The sequence below is a fragment of the Aliiroseovarius zhejiangensis genome (assembly GCF_014656375.1).
Lineage (GTDB): Bacteria > Pseudomonadota > Alphaproteobacteria > Rhodobacterales > Rhodobacteraceae > Aliiroseovarius > Aliiroseovarius zhejiangensis.
In genome coordinates, this window is sequence record NZ_BNCH01000002.1 from 219,237 (window position 1) to 239,357 (window position 20,121).

Consider the following 20,121-nt stretch of genomic DNA (forward strand, 5'->3'; position numbering starts at 1 on the left):
CATCTCAGTCCTCCATCACATAGCCATAGGACCCGGAAAAGTCCTGTTGCGCCACTTCGCCTGCCGCCCCGGATTTGGGCCGGTTCTTGGCGGTCGTATTGCCGAACAGGAACAGATCCTGCTCGGATGGCGGGCGGATCCGATCGGTCGGTACGGCCAGCGCCTCGCCGCGTGTCGGAGTGACAAGATGCGCGGTCACGATGATCACCAGCTCCGATTGCGACCGCTGGTATTCGGTTGACCGGAACAGCGCGCCCAGAACCGGGATGTCGCCCAGCCATGGCACGGCGCCGATATTGTCCTGGAAATCATCCTCGATCAGACCGGCAATTGCGAAGCTCTCGCCGTCCCGCATTTCGACCGTGGTCGAGGTTTCGCGGCGGCGGAAGGCATTGATGCTGAAGCCGCCATTGTTATAGCTGACGGATTCGTCCAGCCCCGACACGGCCGCGTTCAGTTGCAGGTTGATCACGTCATCGGCAAGCACCGTGGGCGTGAAGGTCAGTTCGACACCAAACGGCTTATAGGTCACGGCGATCTCGTTGTCACCATTGGACACGGGCAGGGGATATTCGCCACCGGCCAGGAACGAGGCTTCCTGCCCGGACAAGGCCGTCAGGTTCGGTTCAGCCAAAGTGCGCACAACGCCCTTGGTTTCAAGGGCTTCCAGCAAGACTGCCATCTGCAGCCCACCAACATTGAAACCGATCTTCGTGGCGCCTTGCGACCCCGGCGAGACATTATATGGTCCGTTGATGGAGTTGCCGCCGGTCAGAAACGTGCCCGTTTCACCGATGGTGTTGTCCGTGAAGGGATTGCCGAAGGCCAGCGAGCCGGACAGCGATTTGCTGACCGAGCGACCCATTTCGGCGAACCGCACCTTCAGCATGACTTGCTGCGTGCCACCGACCGTCATCAGGTTCGACACCCGATCGGGCGCGTAGCGTTGGGCCAGGTCAAGCGCGCGATCAAGTCGCTGGATCGAGCTGACCATGCCGGACAGGACGATCCCGTCATTGGCGGTCCGCACTTCGATTTGCTCACCGGGCAGGATCTGGCGCAGGCGTTCCTTGAACTCTGCGATATCCGGTGCGACATGCACATCGACATTGGTGATAAGTTTGCCATCAGCCCCCAGAAGCGTCAAAGTGGTGCGCCCCGGTGTCTTGCCCAGCACATAAATGGTGCGGTCCGACAGGGTCGAAATATCCGCGATGCCGGGATTGGCGATGGAAAGTTCGGCGAAGGGGGCGTCGCTTTCGACGACCACAGCCCGATTCATGGGAACTTTAAGCGCGCCGGATGGGGCGCCGCTCATGACGCGCAGCGTTTCGCCCGACGATGCTGTCGGTACGCCGACCCCGAGCGTCAGACCCAATAGGGCTGCCTTGATAAAATGATCAACTTTCATGTGATCCTGCCTCTCTGACCACGTGTGGATAGCGTGGGTGTTGCCCACTTGACTGCTCCGGGTCTTTTGCCCGATTTGATGGGTCTTGAGACCCGATTGCGTGGCAGACTGCGGCAGAAATCGAATTAATGCAAGAATCAATAGGTTGCTTGGGTAGCTTCATGTGGACATGTCGCAACAGTTCAACTGCTGCGACATGGCCTTGGCGGTGTCAGTTTGCCCTGAAATCGCGCTAAAATCTGATCGGGATCACTCGGGGCAGGTGATCTTGGTCTCGATGATCTCGCCGCCGCGACGGGTGCGGACGGTGCAGACTTCTTCCTGCACACCAACGACTTCGCCCATGATTTCACCCTGTCCCACCTCGACCTTCGAGGTGACGGTTTCGTCCTGCGTGCCCACAAGCGCCAGAGACAGGCGTCCGCTGGACTGGGCCTGGGCCAGGGCGGCCACCTGGCGGGGGGTCACTTCGACGGTGATGGTGCGCGCGATCGTCGGCCCGGTGCGGTCGGTGTCGGCGATCTGGTCGACCGCGATGATATGCACATTCGCCAGGATCAGCTTGGTGACGGCCTGGCCATCACCAAGTTCATCAAAGCCGCGCCCGGTCCAGTAGACGTCGATCCGGTCTTCAGGCCGCAGAAAGCCGGACACGCCCGAGCTGACATCGACATTGATGGCATAGGCGCGCATTCCCGTTGCCAGGCGCGAGGACACACCGGCATCCGCGCCGGGTTTTGTCACCTTGACCTGAAGCAGGGCTTCGTCCTTTTCCATGGCGCGCAGGACGGTGCGGAATTTCTTTTCCCCATCCGGGAACACGTCTTCAATCTTGGAAAATGTGCCTGCGGGAATGGCATTCTCCGGCCACTTCACCGACCGGATGTCGTCGGCTGTCATTTGTTCGCCATAGCGCAGCGGGCGGTTCACGACGAACACATCAACCGTGGGAACAATGGCTGCGCGTGCTGCGCGTTCGGCTTCAAGCTGGGCCTGGTAGCCGCCAATATAATCCTTGGCCATGTACACTGCGAACCCGGCCAGGCCGACGCCAACGATCAGGACCAGTCCAAAGAGCAAACGCATTTAAGTTCCTTTCCCACAACAGGACGCCAGAGGCATCACACACCAACTCCCTCATCTACATGTCAATGTGAATTGAGGCAATTTGAAGTATAAAGCGTGAATTTAGGGTGAACTTCACAGGAAACGTCAACAATTTCCAGTCCCGATTGTTCAGCACGCTTCTGTGGTGCAGCCTGAAAACCGAAAACCGCGTCGGGGACGCGGTTTTCATTCTTGTCATTGCCAGATGATCCGGCAGGCGCATAGGACCTATTAGTTGGTGTAGGTCGGGACCGACATGTTGCTCAGCGAGCTCGAGATCTTGCCGGCCAGCGACTTGGTGCCGCCCGAAACCGAGGTCAGAACTGCAATGCCGAGGCCCACGATGGCGGCGGTCAGCACAACCCAGTCCACGGTGACAGCACCGTCTTCGTCGGCTTGGAAGGTCTTGATCAGGTCAAAAAGTTTCATTTTATCGCTCCATTACTTACTTGGTTTGTCGTGTTCAACTTTACTACTTCACCTTGGCGCCTGAACCTTGCTGTCCTCTGCGCTGCTTGGCATGACCCTAATTAGCCCCCTGATTGGGGCGAGAGTTGGGCAGGTTTCGTACCTTTTCTGGTTTAACCATTTTTTAAGGATTTGATCGGTTAACTGTCTGAATATGCGTGAAAATAAAATTGATAAAATTCTTGCATCTGTGGTTTTCCTGCGCGGAATGGCGCAAATCTTGTGAACAATATCAGGTAAATCTGGCCCTGACAGGCGAAATCTGCAACAAACAGGAAAACAATTCGAGGCAGAGCAGTGAACCGCAAAATGCGGCGCTTCGTGAACATAAGCATATTCCTGATCCTTGCGATGGGGGTCCAGGCGCAGGCCGACACGCAGCCCGCGCCCTTTCCCGACTTTACCTTCAAGCGCGTGTCGGTGCCCCAGGCCGGGGCAAAACGTCTGACCATCCAGATCGACCCCGCCGCCCAAGCGGCCGCCCTGGCGCCCAGGACACCAGCGTCCAAGACCCCTTCGCCCGATCACATCGAAGAGGTGGCGGCAGGCGTCCCGACACCTCAGCCGACAGAATGGGACTGGTTCTGGACCACCGTGTCGCCGCGGCTGGACAAGGCCGGCCCCGGCAATGTGCGCACCGCTCTTGATCTGCTGGAAACACAAGAGGGCATGGCGCAACCCCGCTTGCAACACCTGCAAACCATCGCCCGTGCACATGGCAGCGACATCCTGAACGCCACGATCGGCACGCCGGTCTCGCCTGCCTTGGTGCTGGCCCTGATCTCGGTGGAAAGCGGCGGGCGCGTGGATGTGGAAAGCCATGCAGGCGCACAGGGGCTGATGCAGTTGATCCCCGACACCGCCGCCCGGTTTGGTGTCGAGGACAGCACCAACCCCACTCAGAACATCAAGGGGGGCGTTGCTTATCTGAACTGGCTGATAAATCACTTCGACGGTGATCCGATCCTCGCCCTTGCTGGTTACAATGCGGGCGAGAACGCGGTGAAAGACAATGGCGGTGTGCCCCCCTATGCCGAAACCCGCGCCTATGTGCCCAAGGTATTGGCTGCATGGAAGGTGGCGCGCGGGCTGTGCCTGACCCCGCCCGAGCTTTTGTCGGATGGATGTGTGTTTGCGGTGAATGGATCGTGATGTGATGGCCGAAGAGTTGACCAAGAAACCGTTCGTGCTGGACGTGGACGGAACATTCCTGCGCACGGATCTGCTGTTCGAGTGTTTCTGGGCGGGGCTGGGCCGCGATCCGATTCACACGCTGCAAACCAGCCTGACACATTTTCGCGATCCGGCCCGTCTGAAGGCGGAGCTGGCCCGCATAGCCGCCCTGCGCACCGACCTTCTGCCGGTTGATCCTGACGTGCTGGAGGTTGCCCGCGCCGCGCAGGCCGAAGGGCGCGAAGTGGTGCTTGCCTCGGCGTCGGATCACAGCCTTGTGGCGCAACTTGCCGCCGATCACGACCTGTCGGATCATGTCTTTGCCTCGGACGGGCAGACCAACCTGAAAGGCGCGCGCAAGGCCGCGGCGCTGGTGGCTGCCTTCGGCGAGGGCGGGTTCCACTATGCCGGCAACGCCCCGGTGGACCGCGCGGTGTGGGATCATGCCGATGCGGCTTTGGTCGTGGGCGATCCGCGTTCCGCCAAGGCGTTGCAGGCGCAGGGCAAGCCCGTCACCCAGATCGCGGGCGGCTGGCGCATGAAAGACGTTCTGAAAAGCTTCCGCCCGCATCAATGGGTCAAGAACGTGCTTCTGTTCGTGCCGATGATTGCCGGACACGCATTTGACCTGAACACGTTCATCCTTGCCATCCTTGGCGTGATCAGCTTTTCGGCGGCGGCGTCCTCGATCTATCTGGTGAATGACCTGCTGGATCTTGAGGCCGACCGGCTGCATGTGAAGAAATGCAAACGCCCCTTCGCCTCGGGCGCGGTGCCGATCCAGGTGGGGATGGTGTCATTCCTTGTCCTGGCGGCGATCGCGCTGGGTATTGCAGCCTATCTGGGATGGGCGTTTTTTGGTGTCGTCAGTTTTTACATGGCGCTGTCGCTGGCCTATTCGCTGAAACTGAAACGGATGCGCTGGGTGGATATCGCGGTGCTGGCGTCGCTCTATACCTTGCGCGTCGTGGCAGGGGCTGCGGCGACCGACATTCCCGTGTCGGGCTATCTGCTGGTGTTCATCTTCCCGGTCTTCCTGGCCTTGGGCTGCGTGAAGCGCCTGACCGAACTAACCCTTGCCACATCGGATGAACGTCTGCCGGGGCGGGGTTACGGTCGCCCGGACCGGCCCGACCTTTTGAACGTCGCCTCACTGGGCGTCGTGGCGTCCTTGGTCGCGTTCTTTCTCTATTCCTTCACCGAACAGGCGCTATCGCTTTACAAGACGCAATGGCTGATGTGGGTGGCAGGCCTGCCACTGGCCTGGTGGATGATCCGCATGGTGCGGCTTGGCTGGTATGGCAAGCAGGATTACGATCCGATCGTTTTTGCCATGAAGGACAAGCGCGGCATCGGGCTGATGCTGATGACCATCTCGATCATGTTCTATGCCGCCGGACTGTGGCAGGAGTGGTTCGGGGTGGGCTGACGCGCACCCGTTCAGATCGACATTTTCTTGAAGATGAACTCGGGGATGCTGCGGATGATCAGCATGATGTAACGCCAGAAGAACGGCGTATAGATCACGTTGCGCTGCTTCTCGACCGCTTTCAGGATATCGGCAGCGACCTTCTGGGGTGAGGCGACAAGGAACATGCCTTCGATCCCCCACGTCATTGCGGTGTCCACAAAGCCGGGCTTGACCGTTACAACATGGCCACCCGCGCGGGTCAGGCGGTTGCGCAGGCCCGACAGATAGGTGGCAAATCCTGCCTTGGCCGAGCCATAGACATAGTTGCCAATACGCCCACGGTCCCCCGCGACCGAGCAGACACCGACCACTGTGCCTGCACCCCGGTCCTCGATGATTGGGGCCAGCATGGTCAGGAACGCCGCCGGGCCGGTATGACTGTCTTTCACCACGCCGTCGATCAGGGACGGGTTGGTGTCAATCTCGTCCTGCGGGGGCATGGAGCCGACGAACACGGCGGCATTGATCACGCCATCCTGACGCGTGGCACGGTCGATTATGGGTTGGAAGGTGGCGATGTCACGGGCGTCGAACTTGACCGCCTCTGCGGTGACACCACGGGCTGACAGGTCGGTGGCTGAGCGTTTCAGGTCGTCCATATCGCGGCCCGCCAGAATGACGCTCGCGCCTTGGTCGGCCACGGCCTGCGCAAAGGCGCGCGCCATGGACGATGTCGCGCCAAGGATGATCCAGCATTGATTTTGTTTGGTCTTTGTCATGTTCTCACCCAGCCTCGCGAAGGTTCAGGCGGCGCACCATATCGGTTTCCAGCGCGTGATCCGGGTCGGCCTTGTTGACCTGTTTCACCCAGTCGCCATGGTCTGGATACATCGCCTTGATCGCCGGGCCACTGGCCAGCGCGTCCTTGGCAAGATAGAGCCGCCCGCCTGCATCCACGGTCATATCTTCAAGCATTGCGATCAGGTCCACGGCCGTCTCACGGGCCGGGAAGTCGACAGCCAGCGTGTAGCCCTCCATCGGGAAGCTCATATGCCCCGCGCGCCCCGGTCCCATGCGTTTGAGCACGGCCAAGGGCGAGGACAAGCCCGCGCCTGCAATCAACTCCAGCATCGCTTTCAACGCGCCCACCTGATCCAACGGCACGACGTTCTGGAACTGGTAAAAACCGCGCTTGCCATAAAGTCGGTTCCAGTCGTGGATTTTGTCGAGTGGAAAGAAGAACTCGTCGATCCGCTTGACGGATGACCGGCCAGAGGTTGGTACCCGCCTGTAATAGGCGTTGTTGAATGCCCGCACGATGGGCGCGGACAGGGCAAAGCCCGGCGCGTCCATCGGGATTTTCTTCGACGGCTTCGCTTTGGGCAAAAGCCCAGCGGCCAGTTCCGCCTCTTCGATGATGCCGCGCCCAAGGGCGTCGCCCTTGGCGGTCGTGTCGATCCAGCCGACGCAATAGGTCGCCTGGCTGCCATCCAACAGGGCGATATGCGCGTCCCAATCCTCGGCCCTTCGTTCGGTGACCATCATCACGTCGCCGGGGCAGGGTTTAAGTTGCAATTTCGCCTCGGCGATCACGCCCGTCTGGCCGATGCCGCCCATCGTGGCGCGGAACAAAGCGGCGTTGCGGGTGGGGGTGGCGACGGTGCGCTTGTCGCCATTCAGCAGCGTAACGGACAGCACATGCTGGCCGAAGCTGCCCGCGTTGTGGTGGTTCTTGCCATGTACGTCCTGCGCGATGCAGCCGCCCACGGTGGCAAAGCCGGTGCCGGGCATGACGGCGGGCAGCCAGCCGCGCGGGGCAAAGACATGGGCCAGATCGCCGATGGTGATGCCCGATTCCACCGTTACAACGCCGGTATCCGCGTCAAAACCGATGATGCGGTTCATCCGCGTCATGTCGATGGCGCGGCCCCCATCATTCAGTGCCGCATCGCCATAGGACCGGCAATTGCCGATGGCCGGGCAGGAATGCCCTGCGACCACGGCTTTCAGGCTGCGGGCGCGTTCGGGCCGTGCCAGTTCGGCGGTGGCGTGGTGAACCCGGCCCCAGCCGGTATAGTCAGTCGTTTTCCAAACCATGTGTATGTCTCAATGAAATTCGTTCGGCGAGGGGAAAGACCAGAAGGCCGATCCCGATGGCAAACCAGAGCGTGGTGACGCGGATGATGGCGGTGGCGGGGATGCTGACCTCAAGCGGCACGCCTTCCATCGCCAGCAGGGCGACCATCGCGGCCTCGGCCCCGCCGACACCGCCGGGGGCACCGGTCAGACCACCGGCAAGGGTGGAAAAGACGAAGATCGCGACCGCTTTGGCAAAGCCGATATCGGCCCCCATCCACATCAGAAGCAGGTGAAAGGCATAGCCTTCGGCAATCCAGCCGACGACGCCGATCAGCGCGGCAACGGCCATCAGCGTGGGCGAGGTGAAGGCCGACAGCGACACTGCGGCGCGGCGCAGCTTGGCCCAGAGCCGCGCAAACCGCCCGGTGATCCTGTGCCCCATCGTGGCAAGCCCGGCCAGAAGGCGGGGGCGGGTGGCGGCGAAGGCGGCGATCAGGGCAAGAAGGGTCACAGGCAGGCCGCCCGCGATGCCGGTGGCTGAGAAGGCCAGCGCAAGCCCGAGGATCAGCGCCATGGCCGACAGGTCCGAGGCCCGATCCACCAGCACAAGCGGCGCGGTGCGCTCAAACGCCCAGCCGGTTTCGCGTTTCAGCCAGCGCATCCGCACAAGCTCTCCGACCCGGCCCGGCGTGACCGACATGGCAAACCCGCCCAGAAAATGGCGCAGGTCTTGCACCAGCCCTGTGGGCAAGCCCAGCTTGCGGGCGAAGATGTGCCAGCGCAGCCCACGAAAGACATAGTTTACAAGGCTGAGCGCCAAGAGAGCGGCAAACTGCCCGACCGACAGCCGCGCCAGTTGTGCGCGGGTCTCTTCCCACCCCGTTGCGGCGGCCAGTCCGATCAGCCCAACCAGCACCAGCAAGAACAGTCCCAGCAACACAAGCGTGTCTCGCAGCCGCCGGGGCGCGGGTGTGCTTGCCGACTGTTTCCCAGCGGTGGACGGTATTGGGTTGGTGCTGCTCATTGTCATTTCCCGGCTTATGGCGGGGGATTACGGCGAGAATATGAAAGCAGCCAAGCAAAAGCGAGGGGGAATAAGGCGCAAACGATCCCGCCACGAAAAAGGGCCCCCACGCGGGAGCCCTTCATGCCATACTCTGGCGCGCGTTCAGTTGACGATCGTCGCCTCGGTCGCGGCGCGCAGTTCGTCTTCGGTGACGCCATCGGCGGTCTCGACGATTTTCAGACCGCCCTCGACCACGTCCATGACACCCAGGTTTGTGATGATGCGATCCACGACACCTTTGCCGGTCAGCGGCAGGGTGCATTCCTTCAGCACCTTCGAGTCGCCGTGCTTGTTGGTGTGATCCATCACGACCACAACACGGCCCACTCCGGCCACAAGATCCATCGCGCCGCCCATGCCCTTGACCAGCTTGCCCGGGATCATCCAGTTGGCAAGGTCGCCGTTTTCAGCCACCTCCATCGCGCCCAGGATCGCCATTGCGATCTTGCCGCCCCGGATCATGCCGAAGCTCATCGAGCTGTCGAAATAGGCGGTCTGCGGCAGTTCGGTGATGGTCTGCTTGCCCGCGTTGATCAGGTCGGCGTCGATCTCGTCCTCGGTCGGGAAGGGGCCCATGCCAAGCATCCCGTTTTCCGATTGCAGCGTGACCTCGATTCCGTCAGGGATATAGTTCGACACAAGCGTTGGAATGCCGATGCCAAGGTTTACATACCAGCCGTCCTGCAGCTCTTGCGCAGCGCGGGCGGCCATTTGATTGCGGTTCCAAGCCATTGCTTATGCCTCCCGAATGGTGCGTTGTTCGATGCGCTTTTCGTGTTCGCCCTGAATGATGCGATGCACATAGATACCCGGCAGATGGATGGCGTCGGGGTCCAGCGACCCGGTCGGCACGATTTCCTCGACCTCGGCCACGCAGACCTTGCCGCACATGGCGGCGGGCGGGTTGAAGTTGCGGGCGGTCTTACGGAAGATCAGGTTGCCGGTTTCATCGGCTTTCCAGGCCTTGACGATGGACAGGTCGGCAAAAATGCCTTCCTCAAGAATGTATTCTTCGCCGTTGAAGACTTTCACATCCTTGCCCTCGGCAATCACAGTGCCGACGCCGGTCTTGGTGTAAAACCCGGGGATGCCGTGACCCGCGGCGCGCATCCGTTCGGCCAAGGTGCCTTGTGGGTTGAACTCCAGCTCCAGCTCGCCTGACAGGTATTGGCGCATGAACTCGGCGTTTTCGCCCACATAGGACGACATCATTTTCTTGATCTGCTTGGTGTCTAGCAATTTGCCCAGACCGAACCCGTCAACGCCGCAATTGTTCGACGCGACAGTGATGTCCTTGACGCCGCTTTCCACCAGCGCGTCGATCAGAAGCTCCGGAATACCGCACAGGCCAAACCCCCCGGCGGCAATCAGCATCCCGTCCGACAAAAGCCCGTCCAGGGCCTCGGCGGCGCTGCCATATACCTTTTTCATGAAAGTTACCTCTCGTCAGTTTTGCGACTGTTCTGGCGTGAGGAGGGGGCAAAGTCAACGAAACCCGAAGGCTGGGCGGGGCTTCAGGTATTTCTACCTAAGCCCCGATCCGTTGCGCGCGCAGGGGGGCGGAACCGGTGCAAACCGATCAGATGATCCGCACCTGGGCACCCACCGGCGTGATGGCGAACAGCTCGGCAATCGCGTTGTTGTAAAGACCGATGCAGCCGTCCGAGCTGCGGCGTCCGATCTTGCGCGTGTCATGGGTGCCGTGGATCAGATACGCGGGCCAGTCCAGATACATCGCATGGGTGCCCAGCGGGTTGTCCGGGCCAGGCGGGGTGTATTTCAGTTCCGGGTTGCGTTCCAGCATGCTGGGGGTGGGGGTCCAGTCCGGACCGACCTTCTTGCGCACGATCTTGGTGTAGCCGGTCTTGGTCAACTCGTCCGTCATCGGGACCGAGGTTGGATAGATGCGATAATCGCTGCCATCCGCGCTCCAGTAATGCAGGGCGCGGGATACCGTGTCGCAGACGATCGTCACCCGGTCCAGCGTGTCGAAATGGTCGCGCCAATCCTGGTTGGCGAAGCTGGACGCGTTGCGTTTGGCGGTTTCGATGACGGGGGTGGCAAGGCCGGTTTGCGGCAGGACGAAGGAAGCGGTTGCGCCCGCGATGACCGCGCGGCGCGAAAGAAGGCGTGACATGGTAAGGCTCACTGTTCGATTGCGTTTTGCCGCACTGAAACCCGCGCCGGGGCGAGGTTCAAATCACAAATTCGAGAGTTGGAATGTTACTGGCCAACCCGTCACATTAATGGCCCGGATAGGAGATATCCGGGCCAGGCACGGCAGCCCGTCCGCTCACGCTTTCTTGCTGGCTGTCTTCTTCTTCGCAGCGGGCTTCTTCTTGGCCGCTGCCTTCTTTTTCGCAGGCTTCTTCTTGGCGGCTTTCTCGGCGATCAGCGCCACCGCCATCTCCATCGTCACATCGGCGGCATCCACGTCCTTGGGCAAGGTCGCATTGACCTTTTCCCATTTCACATAAGGACCATAGCGCCCATCCATCACGTTCACCGGCCCGCCGTCTTCGGGGTGTTCCCCCAGCTCTTTCAATGGCTTGGCCGCCGCACGTCCCCGTCCGCCGGGATTGGCGCGTTTTTCGGCCAGCATCTCGACCGCGCGGTTCATGCCGATCTCGAACACGTCCGCCGGGTCTTTCAGGTTGACGTAAACCGGCTTCGCCTCGCCGTCTGCCTGATGCATGATATAGGGGCCAAAGCGTCCGAAATTAGATTTGATCTCACCGCCGTCGGGGTGTTCGCCCACAACGCGGGGCAGGGACAGAAGCACCAGCGCCTTTTCCAGCGTGATGTCGTCCTTGGACCAGCCCTTGGGCAGCGACGCACGAGGCGGCTTCTTGTTCTCGGGTGTCGGCTCACCGCGCTGCACGTAAGGCCCGAACCGACCGGATTTCAGCCAAATCTCGTCGCCATTGTCTTCGCCCAGCAGACGCTCATCCCCTTCGGCCCCTTCGCCCGCGATGGGCCGCGTATAGGTGCATTCGGGATAGTTGCCACAGCCCACAAACCCGCCGGTCCGCGAGGTTTTCAGGTGCAGTTTGCCGGTGCCGCATTTCGGGCAAATCCGCGGGTCCGACCCGTCTTCGCGCGGCGGATAAAGTTGGGGCGCAAGGGCGGCATCCAGCTTGTCCAGCACCTCCGATATCCGCAATTCGGATGTTTCGGCAATCGCCGCCGAGAAATCGCGCCAGAAGCGGGCAAGAACTTCTTTGTAATCCGCATCACCAGCCGAAATTTCGTCAAGTTCCTCTTCCAAATTCGCCGTGAATTCATAGCCCACGTACTTGCGGAAGAAATTCATCAGGAAGATGGTCACGATCCGGCCCTTGTCCTCGGGGAACAGGCGGTTCTTGTCCTTGCGCACATACTCGCGATCCTGAATCGTGGTGATCACCGACGCATAGGTCGACGGGCGCCCGATGCCCAGTTCTTCCATCCGTTTCACCAGCGTCGCCTCGGTGTAACGCGGCGGGGGCTGGGTGAAGTGCTGCTCTGGCGTGATGGATTTCTTGTCGGCTTTCTCGCCTTCCATGATCTGCGGCAGGCGCTTGTCGTCGTCATCGACCACCTGATCGTCGCGCCCTTCTTCATAGACCTTCAGGAAGCCTTCGAAAACGACAACCTGCCCGGTCGCGCGCAGCACCACCTGCCCGTCGCTGGACCCGACATCGACGGTGGTGCGTTCGAACTTGGCGCTTTCCATCTGGCTGGCCAGCGTGCGTTTCCAGATCAGGTCGTAAAGCTTGCGCTGATCGGGTTCCAGCTTGGCCAACTGGCCCGCATCCACGGTCATATCCGTCGGGCGGATACATTCGTGGGCTTCCTGCGCGTTCTTGGCCTTGTTCTTGTAGATGCGCGGGCTTTGCGGGACGAAATCCTTGCCATAGCGGTCGGCAATGGCGTCGCGGGCGGCCGACACGGCCTCGGGCGCCATGTCGATCCCGTCGGTTCGCATATAGGTGATGTAACCGGCTTCATAGAGACGCTGGGCGGTCGACATGGTCTGGCGCGCGCCAAAGCCGAACTTGCGACTGGCTTCCTGTTGTAGGGTCGAGGTCATGAAGGGCGGCGAGGGGTTGCGGGTGGCGGGCTTGGCTTCCACCGACTGCACGGTCAAATCCCGCGAGGTGATGGCCTGCACCGCCATTTCCGCGGCGGTTTCGTTTTCAAGGTCATAGCGGTCCAGCTTCTGACCGCCCAAGACCGTCAAACGCGCCTCATACTCCTGCCCGCGCGGGGTGGTCAGCAGCGCCTTCACCGACCAGTATTCACGCGCCTTGAACGCCTCGATCTCTTCCTCGCGCTCGACGATCAGGCGCAGGCAGACCGATTGCACACGCCCCGCCGACCGCGCGCCCGGCAGCTTGCGCCACAGGACGGGGGACAGGTTGAAGCCCACCAGATAATCCAGCGCCCGGCGGGCCAGATACGCTTCGACCAGATCAGTGTCGACATCGCGGGGCTGTTCCATCGCTTCGGTGACGGCGGATTTCGTGATCGCGTTGAACACCACGCGGCTGACCGGTGTGTCCTTCTTGATTGCCCGCCGCTTGCGCAGGGCTTCCTCAAGATGCCAGGAAATCGCCTCGCCCTCGCGATCGGGGTCGGTGGCGAGGATCAGGTTGTTGTCGTCTTTCAACGCCTCGGCAATGGCGCGCACATGCTTGGCGCTGTCACGGCCGACCTCCCATTTCATGGCAAATTCGTTGTCGGTGTCGACCGATCCATCCTTGGGCGGCAGGTCGCGCACGTGGCCGTAAGAGGCAAGAACCGTGTAATCCGACCCAAGATACTTGTTGATGGTCTTGGCTTTGGCCGGGCTTTCAACGACGACAACGGGCATGAACTTCCTCTCGACTCAGGCGACCATTATTGAATGGCGGTCTTACTGGAGGCGTTAGATGTGTTGCGAAGGGGCAGCTTGTCAATGGGCAGGCTTTATATATAGGCGGGCCTTTCGCCGCGCCCCCTTTAGGGGGCGGGAAATTTCGGGGTTTCGCTGACAATCGGTTTGCGCGGGCAGAACATTCATGGAACACTCTTCCCACCCCGCCTTCCCGTTGATAAAGAGCGCATATGAGTGATTTCGACGAAAACGACGCGTTCGAGGCCGCCGCCCGCCCCCGCCTGTCCGAGCAGGCGATGGCCGCGCGCCCGATGCCCTATCTGGATGGGTTGAACCCGGCGCAGCGCGAAGCGGTCGAGGCATTGGACGGCCCTGTGTTGATGCTGGCCGGCGCCGGCACCGGCAAGACAAAGGCGCTGACCACGCGGATTGCGCATCTGCTGAACACCGGACAGGCGCGCACGAACGAGATTTTGGCCGTGACCTTCACCAACAAGGCTGCGCGCGAGATGAAGGAGCGTGTCGCGGGACTGCTGGGCCAGACGGTCGAGGGGATGCCGTGGATGGGCACGTTTCATTCGATCTGCGTGAAACTGCTCAGGCGTCATGCCGAGCTTGTGGGGCTGAAAACGAATTTCACGATTCTGGATACGGACGATCAGATCCGGCTGCTGAAACAGTTGATTGCAGCGGCAAATATTGACGAGAAACGCTGGCCTGCGCGGCTGCTTTCTGGCGTGATCGACAATTGGAAAAACCGGGCCTGGACGCCGGAAACCTTGCCGTCATCCGAAGCCAACGCCTTCAACGGGCGCGGACCAGAATTATATGCCCAGTATCAGGAGCGGTTGAAAACGCTGAACGCCTGCGATTTCGGCGACCTGCTGCTGCATATGGTCACGATTTTCCAGAAACACGACGACATTCTGACGAAATACCAGACTTGGTTCAAATACATCCTCGTCGACGAGTATCAGGACACCAACGTCGCCCAATATCTGTGGCTGCGCCTGCTGGCAGCGGGTCACAGGAATATCTGCTGCGTCGGTGATGACGACCAGTCGATCTATGGCTGGCGCGGGGCCGAGGTGGGCAATATCTTGCGGTTTGAAAAGGATTTTCCCGGCGCCAAGGTCGTGCGGCTGGAGCAGAACTACCGCTCGACCGCGCATATCCTTGCCGCGGCCTCCGGCGTTATTGCGGGCAATGAGGGGCGTTTGGGCAAGGAATTGTGGACCGAGGCCGACGGCGGCGAAAAGGTGCGTCTGATCGGCCATTGGGACGGCGACGAAGAAGCCCGCTGGGTCGGGGAAGAGATCGAAGCGATGCAATCGGGCACACGGGGGCGGGCGGGGATGTCGCTGGATGACATGGCCATCCTCGTCCGCGCCTCACACCAGATGCGCGCGTTTGAAGATCGCTTCCTGACCATCGGTCTGCCCTATCGCGTCATCGGCGGCCCGCGCTTCTATGAACGGATGGAGATCCGCGACGCCATGGCTTATTTCCGGCTGACCGTGTCGCAGAACGACGATCTGGCCTTTGAACGGATCGTCAACACGCCCCGGCGCGGGTTGGGCGACAAGGCGGTGCAGACCATACAGACGCTCGCACGGCAAAACGGCGTGTCGCTGGTGGAAGGTGCGCGCATCGCGGTGGAAAGCGGCGCGATCAAGGGCAAGGGCGGCAAGGGGCTGGCAGAGTTGGTCGCGGGGCTAGATCGCTGGTTCACCCAACTGCGCGCCGAGGACGACACCCATGTCGAAATGGCCGAGGTGATCCTGGAAGAATCCGGTTATACCGAGATGTGGCTGAACGACAAAACGCCCGAAGCCCCGGGGCGGCTGGAAAACCTGAAGGAACTGGTCAAGGCGTTGGAAAGTTTCGAAAACCTGCAAGGGTTTTTGGAACATGTCAGCCTGATCATGGACAATGACACGGACGACGCCGAGGAAAAAGTCACCATCATGACCCTGCACGCGGCAAAGGGGCTGGAATACCCCGCCGTGTTCCTGCCGGGGTGGGAGGATGGCCTGTTCCCCTCGCAACGGTCGATGGATGAAAGCGGGCTGAAGGGCCTCGAAGAAGAGCGGCGGCTGGCCTATGTCGGCATCACCCGCGCCGAGGAGATTTGCACGATATCCTTTGCCGCCAACCGTCGGGTCTATGGTCAGTGGCAATCGCAACTGCCGTCCCGTTTCGTTGATGAATTGCCCGCGGACCATGTCGAGGTGCTGACCGCGCCCGGCCTTTACGGTGGTGGCTATGGCGGCACCGCGGGCGATTTCGGCGCGTCACCGCTTGAGGATAAAGCCAGCCGGGCGGATGCCTATAACTCGCCGGGATGGAAGCGGATGCAGGCGCAGGGGAACCTGCGCGCCAAGCCCAGCCCGAACGAGGCGCGCGGATTGGTTATCGACGCGACCGCCGTGTCGTCCTTTACCCAAGGCGACCGCGTGTTTCACACCAAGTTTGGCTATGGCACCGTGATGGGCATCGAAGGCGACAAGCTGGATATCGAGTTTGACAAGGCGGGCGCCAAGAAAGTCGTGTCGAAATTCATCGTGCCCGCCGCGCAGGCGGGTGACGTGCCGTTCTGACTGGGCGGCGTTACCGGTCTGGCGGGGTCCAGTCTTTTTCGGGCACAGCATCGCTGCGGCGCAGGCGCAGGGCCAACCCGACCGAAACACCGACGCCAATGGCGATCGTCAGGTCCGCAAACACCGTCAGCACCAGCGTTAGCAACAACAGCACGCGGTCCGACACGCGCCCCTGCATATAGCCGCGCCAGTTCTGCGGCTCGCTCATGTTCCAGGCGGTCAGCATCAGCAGCCCGGCCAGCGCGGGCATCGCAAGGTAACCTGCCAGCGGCGCGGCCAGCAGCATGACCAAGAGGATGGTCAGCGCATGGACGATGCCCGCAACCGGCGTCTTGCCACCAGCCCGCACGTTGGTGGCGGTGCGCGCGATTGCTCCGGTCGCAGGCAGACCTGCAAACAGCGCCGAGCCGATATTGGCAAAGCCCTGTGCCAGAACCTCGGCATTCGGGCGGTGTTTGCCGCCAATCATCCGGTCGGCGACCATCGCAGACAGAAGTGATTCGATGCTGGCCAGAAAGGCGATGACAAATGCGGATGGTAAAAGCTCGGTGATCCGCGCGATGCTGATCTCGGGCAGGGCGGGGGCGGGCAGGGTGCTGGGCAGCGCACCGAAGCGCGAGAAGATTGTGTCAACCGGCAAGGCCGCCAGCGCGACCAGGGCCGAGGTCAAACCCACGGCAACGATCAGCCCCGGAAATTTCGGCGCAAGCCGCCGCAGCCCGGCGATCAGAATCATTGTGGCCAGACCAATCGCCAAGGCCGCACCGCTGACAGTGTCGCGCGCGGCCCAAAGGGCACCCATCTTCGCGATGAACTCGGCGGGCACGTCTGCGATGGACAGGCCGAACAGGTCCTTGATCTGACTGGTGGCGATGATGATGCCAATGCCGATGGTGAAGCCATTGATGACCGGTTCAGGCACATAGGCGACCAGATTGCCCGCGCGCAGATACCCCGCGACCAACATGATGACCCCGGCCATCAGCGTTGCCAGCACCAGCCCGTCATAGCCGTGATCGGAAATCACGCCATAAACGACAACGATGAACGCGCCGGTCGGCCCGCCGATCTGCAACCGGCTGCCACCAAGTAATGAAATCAGAAACCCGGCCACAATGGCCGTTACCAGGCCCTTTTCCGGCCCCGCGCCGGAGGCGATGGCAATGGCGAGGCTCAGCGGCAGGGCGACCATGGCCACCGTCACACCCGCGATCAGATCGCTGGTGAACTGGCCGCGATCATAGTCGCGCAGCGTGGTCAGGATTTTGGGTTGCATGGGATGAGCTAAAGCGTTTCGAGTTAAACTTGAGGCACGAGCTTAACTCGAAACGCGTGCCACGTTCATACGTCGTGGGCGTTTCGACAAAAGCTGATATCTCGGGTTTTTGTCGAAACGCTTTAGGCTGCGCGGCGGCCGAAAATCAACCGATAAATCTGCAATCCCGGTATGTCCGGGGCCGGGCATCACGGCCGCTGCCGACTGCCCCCAAAAAGAAACGGCGACGCCCGGGAGGAGGTGAGCGCCGCCGTTCTATTGTGATGCGGGGCTCCGGGAGGAGGTAGAGACCCGACGTCATGTGGTTCGGGGTCTGGGAGGAGGTAGACCCGTCACCGTATCGGTTCCGCCTCGGGAGGAGGTGAGGAAGAACCGGATCTTTGGGGGGGCGGCGACACCTGGGAGGAGGTAGGCGCCGCCGCGACCCGCGAACCTTCCGGGAGGAGGAGGAAGGCCCGAAACTTTCAGATTGTGCGGCGGAACCGGGGAGGAGGTCGGTCCCGCCGCCAATCAAAGCCACCACCCGGGAGGAGGGTAGGTGGTGGCCCGGAAACTCAGTTGCCGTAGACGGCCATGCGGGCGACCGTGCGGATCGACGCGCGGCCAAGGCCCAGGTCGTTCAGTTCGCGGTCGCTCAACGCGCTCAGCTCGCGAACGGTTTCACGATATTGGGCGCGCTGCGCCATTTTATCTTTCCAGTCTGCGAACCGGAGTGCCAGACGATCGGCAATGCCGACGGGGGCAGAAAGGATTTCAGTTGCATATGTCATCTTCGTACTCTCTTGCGTCGTTTCCGCGGGCCCTTGCGGGGCGCGGGGCAGCCGGACCGTGTTGGGCCGCCAAATGTTCTGTTGGCGCTCACATCGTCGCCGTGACCCCAAGATGGGCATAATGCTGCAATTGCACAATACCCCGCTTCCGCAAAGCCGGTATGCGGCGAATGCATACTTAAAAACTCCATGTTTTTAAGTGTTTGGTGGAGTTTTGCGCGGTGACGCAAGGTAAATTGCTGCGGCGCAGAAGTTGGAATGTTGGCGTTAACTTTGGGTCAACTTGCAGGGCGGCGACGGGACTCGTCCTGCGCCCGAAACCGTGTCGCGATCTGACGGGGTGTCGGGTGTGAAAGCCGGGATATACGCCGTGATCCTCTTGCCCCGCGACCGCGTGACCGACCGTCTTTGCCGCGTATGCCCCTTGCACCTGTCGGCAAAGCTGCCAAGTAATGGTCGAAATCGAAGGAGGCACGAATGTCGGAAATGCGCGAAAAGATCATGGGCACCTTGTCCACAATTGCCCTGCCGGACGGGGGGGATCTGGCCTCGCGCGATATGGTGCGTGCGCTCAGTGTTGATGGCGGCGCTGTCAGTTTCGTGATCGAGGCCCCGACACCGGAACAGGCGGCTGGCATGGAAACGCAGCGCCGCGCGGCAGAGGCCGCTGTGGCCGCCCTTGACGGGGTTGAGCGCGTTTCGGTCATCCTGACCGCACACGGGCCTGCCAAGCCCGCGCCACAGGCCCCGAACCTCAAGATCGGGGGGCATCCCAAACCGCAGGCCGGGCCGTTGCCGGTGCCGGGCGTGGCGAGTGTGATCGCCATTGCCTCGGGCAAGGGCGGGGTGGGGAAATCCACGCTCAGCTCGAACCTGGCCGTGGCGTTGGCGCGACAGGGGCGCAAGGTGGGCCTGCTGGACGCCGACATTCTGGGCCCAAGCCAGCCGCGGATGATGGGAACCAGCCAGCGCCCGTCCTCGCCCGATGGTGAACAACTGGTTCCGGTCGAAGCGCATGGCGTCAAGATGATGTCCATTGGCTTGATGCTGAAATCCGATCGTGAAGCCGTGGTCTGGCGCGGCCCGATGCTGATGGGGGCGCTTCAGCAAATGATGTTTCAGGTCGACTGGGCCCCGCTGGACGTGCTGATCATCGACCTGCCGCCGGGCACAGGCGACGTGCAACTCACCCTGGCGCAGAAATCGCAGATCACCGGCGCAATCATCGTGTCGACCCCGCAGGATGTGGCGCTTCTGGATGCGCGCAAGGCGATTGACATGTTCGACAAGGTGAAGGTGCCGATCCTTGGCCTGGTCGAAAACATGTCGACCTATGTCTGCCCCAACTGCGGGCACGAGGCGCATTTGTTCGGTCACGGCGGTGTCCGCGATGAAGCTGCCGAACTGGGCGCGCCCTTCCTTGGTGAAATTCCCCTGTCGCTGGAGGTGCGTCTGGCGGGTGACAGCGGATCGCCTGCCGCCCTGGGGGACGGGCCGGTGGCCGACGCTTATGCCGCGCTGGCCCGAGATCTGGTGGCGCGCGGCATCGCCTGAAGGTGCTTGTCAAACCGAGTTGAACGGCCCGTGGGAAATCATGGGCCGTTTTGATTCACCTTTTGAATCACCGGATGGGAAATCATGGGGATCGGGTCGCGAACCCGTGGAATCTCTCTAAAACCAGCCATCAATTTCGGATTCTCTGTGCTGGTTCGTCCCTATTTTGCGGCATATCCGTCCCTGATTTCAAAAAAATATGGGAAATCGAGGGATTTTTTTGTGCTGCGCTTGCAGCACTATATTTGGTGTCTGATCTGGTCAGCTTCCGCTAAGTTTCGTTCCGATGGGGGCGAAATCCCTACAATATCTTGTTTTTCATACCCCTGCAGAACAAGATATGCCCAG

At 61.2% G+C, this 20,121-nt stretch carries 16 protein-coding genes; 4 read left to right on the top strand and 12 right to left on the bottom strand.

What is annotated here, in order from left to right; genetic code table 11:
- Positions 1–4 precede the first annotated feature (4 nt).
- The 3 genes from IE188_RS05775 to IE188_RS05785 all read right to left on the bottom strand — a co-directional run bounded on the left by IE188_RS05775 (position 5) and on the right by IE188_RS05785 (position 2,947).
- Positions 5–1,411: a type II and III secretion system protein family protein gene (locus tag IE188_RS05775; protein ID WP_191285524.1), complete on the bottom strand. Its 1,407-nt coding sequence runs from the start codon at positions 1,409–1,411 to the stop codon at positions 5–7.
- Positions 1,412–1,660: 249 nt separating this feature from the next.
- A complete protein-coding gene (gene cpaB, locus IE188_RS05780) occupies positions 1,661–2,497 on the bottom strand; it encodes a Flp pilus assembly protein CpaB (protein ID WP_191285525.1) in 837 nt (278 codons plus the stop codon).
- Positions 2,498–2,749: 252 nt separating this feature from the next.
- Positions 2,750–2,947 (bottom strand): Flp family type IVb pilin, encoded by a 198-nt coding sequence (locus IE188_RS05785; RefSeq protein WP_191285526.1) that lies wholly within the window; start codon positions 2,945–2,947, stop codon positions 2,750–2,752.
- Positions 2,948–3,337: 390 nt separating this feature from the next.
- Here IE188_RS05785 and IE188_RS05790 point away from each other — a divergent pair, with 390 nt between their 5' ends.
- Positions 3,338–4,138 (top strand): lytic transglycosylase domain-containing protein, encoded by an 801-nt coding sequence (locus tag IE188_RS05790; protein ID WP_229836617.1) that lies wholly within the window; start codon positions 3,338–3,340, stop codon positions 4,136–4,138.
- On the top strand, positions 4,128–5,588 hold the full coding sequence (locus IE188_RS05795; protein ID WP_229836539.1) for a UbiA family prenyltransferase: 1,461 nt from the start codon (positions 4,128–4,130) through the stop codon (positions 5,586–5,588). The genes IE188_RS05790 and IE188_RS05795 overlap by 11 nt, the downstream gene beginning before the upstream one ends.
- A gap of 11 nt (positions 5,589–5,599) precedes the next feature.
- On the opposite strand, the gene IE188_RS05800 is transcribed toward IE188_RS05795, so the two are convergent.
- The 7 genes from IE188_RS05800 to topA form a co-directional block, all read right to left on the bottom strand.
- Positions 5,600–6,349: an SDR family oxidoreductase gene (locus IE188_RS05800; protein ID WP_191285527.1), complete on the bottom strand. Its 750-nt coding sequence runs from the start codon at positions 6,347–6,349 to the stop codon at positions 5,600–5,602.
- A gap of 4 nt (positions 6,350–6,353) precedes the next feature.
- Positions 6,354–7,667, bottom strand: a complete 1,314-nt coding sequence (locus tag IE188_RS05805; RefSeq protein ID WP_191285528.1) for an FAD-binding oxidoreductase — start codon at positions 7,665–7,667, stop codon at positions 6,354–6,356.
- The gene (locus IE188_RS05810) at positions 7,648–8,673 is read right to left on the bottom strand and encodes a lysylphosphatidylglycerol synthase transmembrane domain-containing protein (RefSeq protein ID WP_229836542.1); all 1,026 of its coding nucleotides are present in this window, start codon (positions 8,671–8,673) and stop codon (positions 7,648–7,650) included. The genes IE188_RS05805 and IE188_RS05810 overlap by 20 nt, the downstream gene beginning before the upstream one ends.
- Positions 8,674–8,817: 144 nt before the next feature.
- On the bottom strand, positions 8,818–9,447 hold the full coding sequence (locus IE188_RS05815; protein WP_191285530.1) for a 3-oxoacid CoA-transferase subunit B: 630 nt from the start codon (positions 9,445–9,447) through the stop codon (positions 8,818–8,820).
- A 3-nt stretch (positions 9,448–9,450) separates the two neighbouring features.
- Positions 9,451–10,146 carry a CoA transferase subunit A gene (locus IE188_RS05820; RefSeq protein ID WP_191285531.1) on the bottom strand — a complete coding sequence of 232 codons (696 nt, stop codon included), beginning with the start codon at positions 10,144–10,146 and terminating at the stop codon, positions 9,451–9,453.
- A gap of 148 nt (positions 10,147–10,294) precedes the next feature.
- Complete coding sequence (locus IE188_RS05825) at positions 10,295–10,852, bottom strand: L,D-transpeptidase (protein ID WP_191285532.1); 558 nt, start codon at positions 10,850–10,852, stop codon at positions 10,295–10,297.
- Positions 10,853–11,008: 156 nt separating this feature from the next.
- On the bottom strand, positions 11,009–13,570 hold the full coding sequence (gene topA, locus IE188_RS05830; protein WP_191285533.1) for a type I DNA topoisomerase: 2,562 nt from the start codon (positions 13,568–13,570) through the stop codon (positions 11,009–11,011).
- A 233-nt stretch (positions 13,571–13,803) separates the two neighbouring features.
- Here topA and IE188_RS05835 point away from each other — a divergent pair, with 233 nt between their 5' ends.
- Positions 13,804–16,173, top strand: a complete 2,370-nt coding sequence (locus tag IE188_RS05835; RefSeq protein ID WP_191285534.1) for an ATP-dependent helicase — start codon at positions 13,804–13,806, stop codon at positions 16,171–16,173.
- A 10-nt stretch (positions 16,174–16,183) separates the two neighbouring features.
- Here IE188_RS05835 and IE188_RS05840 read toward each other — a convergent pair whose 3' ends face one another.
- Together IE188_RS05840 and IE188_RS05845 are read right to left on the bottom strand one after the other, a co-directional pair.
- Positions 16,184–17,449 carry a SulP family inorganic anion transporter gene (locus IE188_RS05840; protein ID WP_191285535.1) on the bottom strand — a complete coding sequence of 422 codons (1,266 nt, stop codon included), beginning with the start codon at positions 17,447–17,449 and terminating at the stop codon, positions 16,184–16,186.
- Positions 17,450–18,003: 554 nt separating this feature from the next.
- The gene (locus IE188_RS05845; RefSeq protein WP_191285536.1) at positions 18,004–18,219 is read right to left on the bottom strand and encodes a DUF1127 domain-containing protein; all 216 of its coding nucleotides are present in this window, start codon (positions 18,217–18,219) and stop codon (positions 18,004–18,006) included.
- Positions 18,220–18,696: 477 nt separating this feature from the next.
- Here IE188_RS05845 and IE188_RS05850 point away from each other — a divergent pair, with 477 nt between their 5' ends.
- On the top strand, positions 18,697–19,773 hold the full coding sequence (locus IE188_RS05850) for an Mrp/NBP35 family ATP-binding protein (RefSeq protein ID WP_191285537.1): 1,077 nt from the start codon (positions 18,697–18,699) through the stop codon (positions 19,771–19,773).
- Positions 19,774–20,121: the final 348 nt, after the last annotated feature.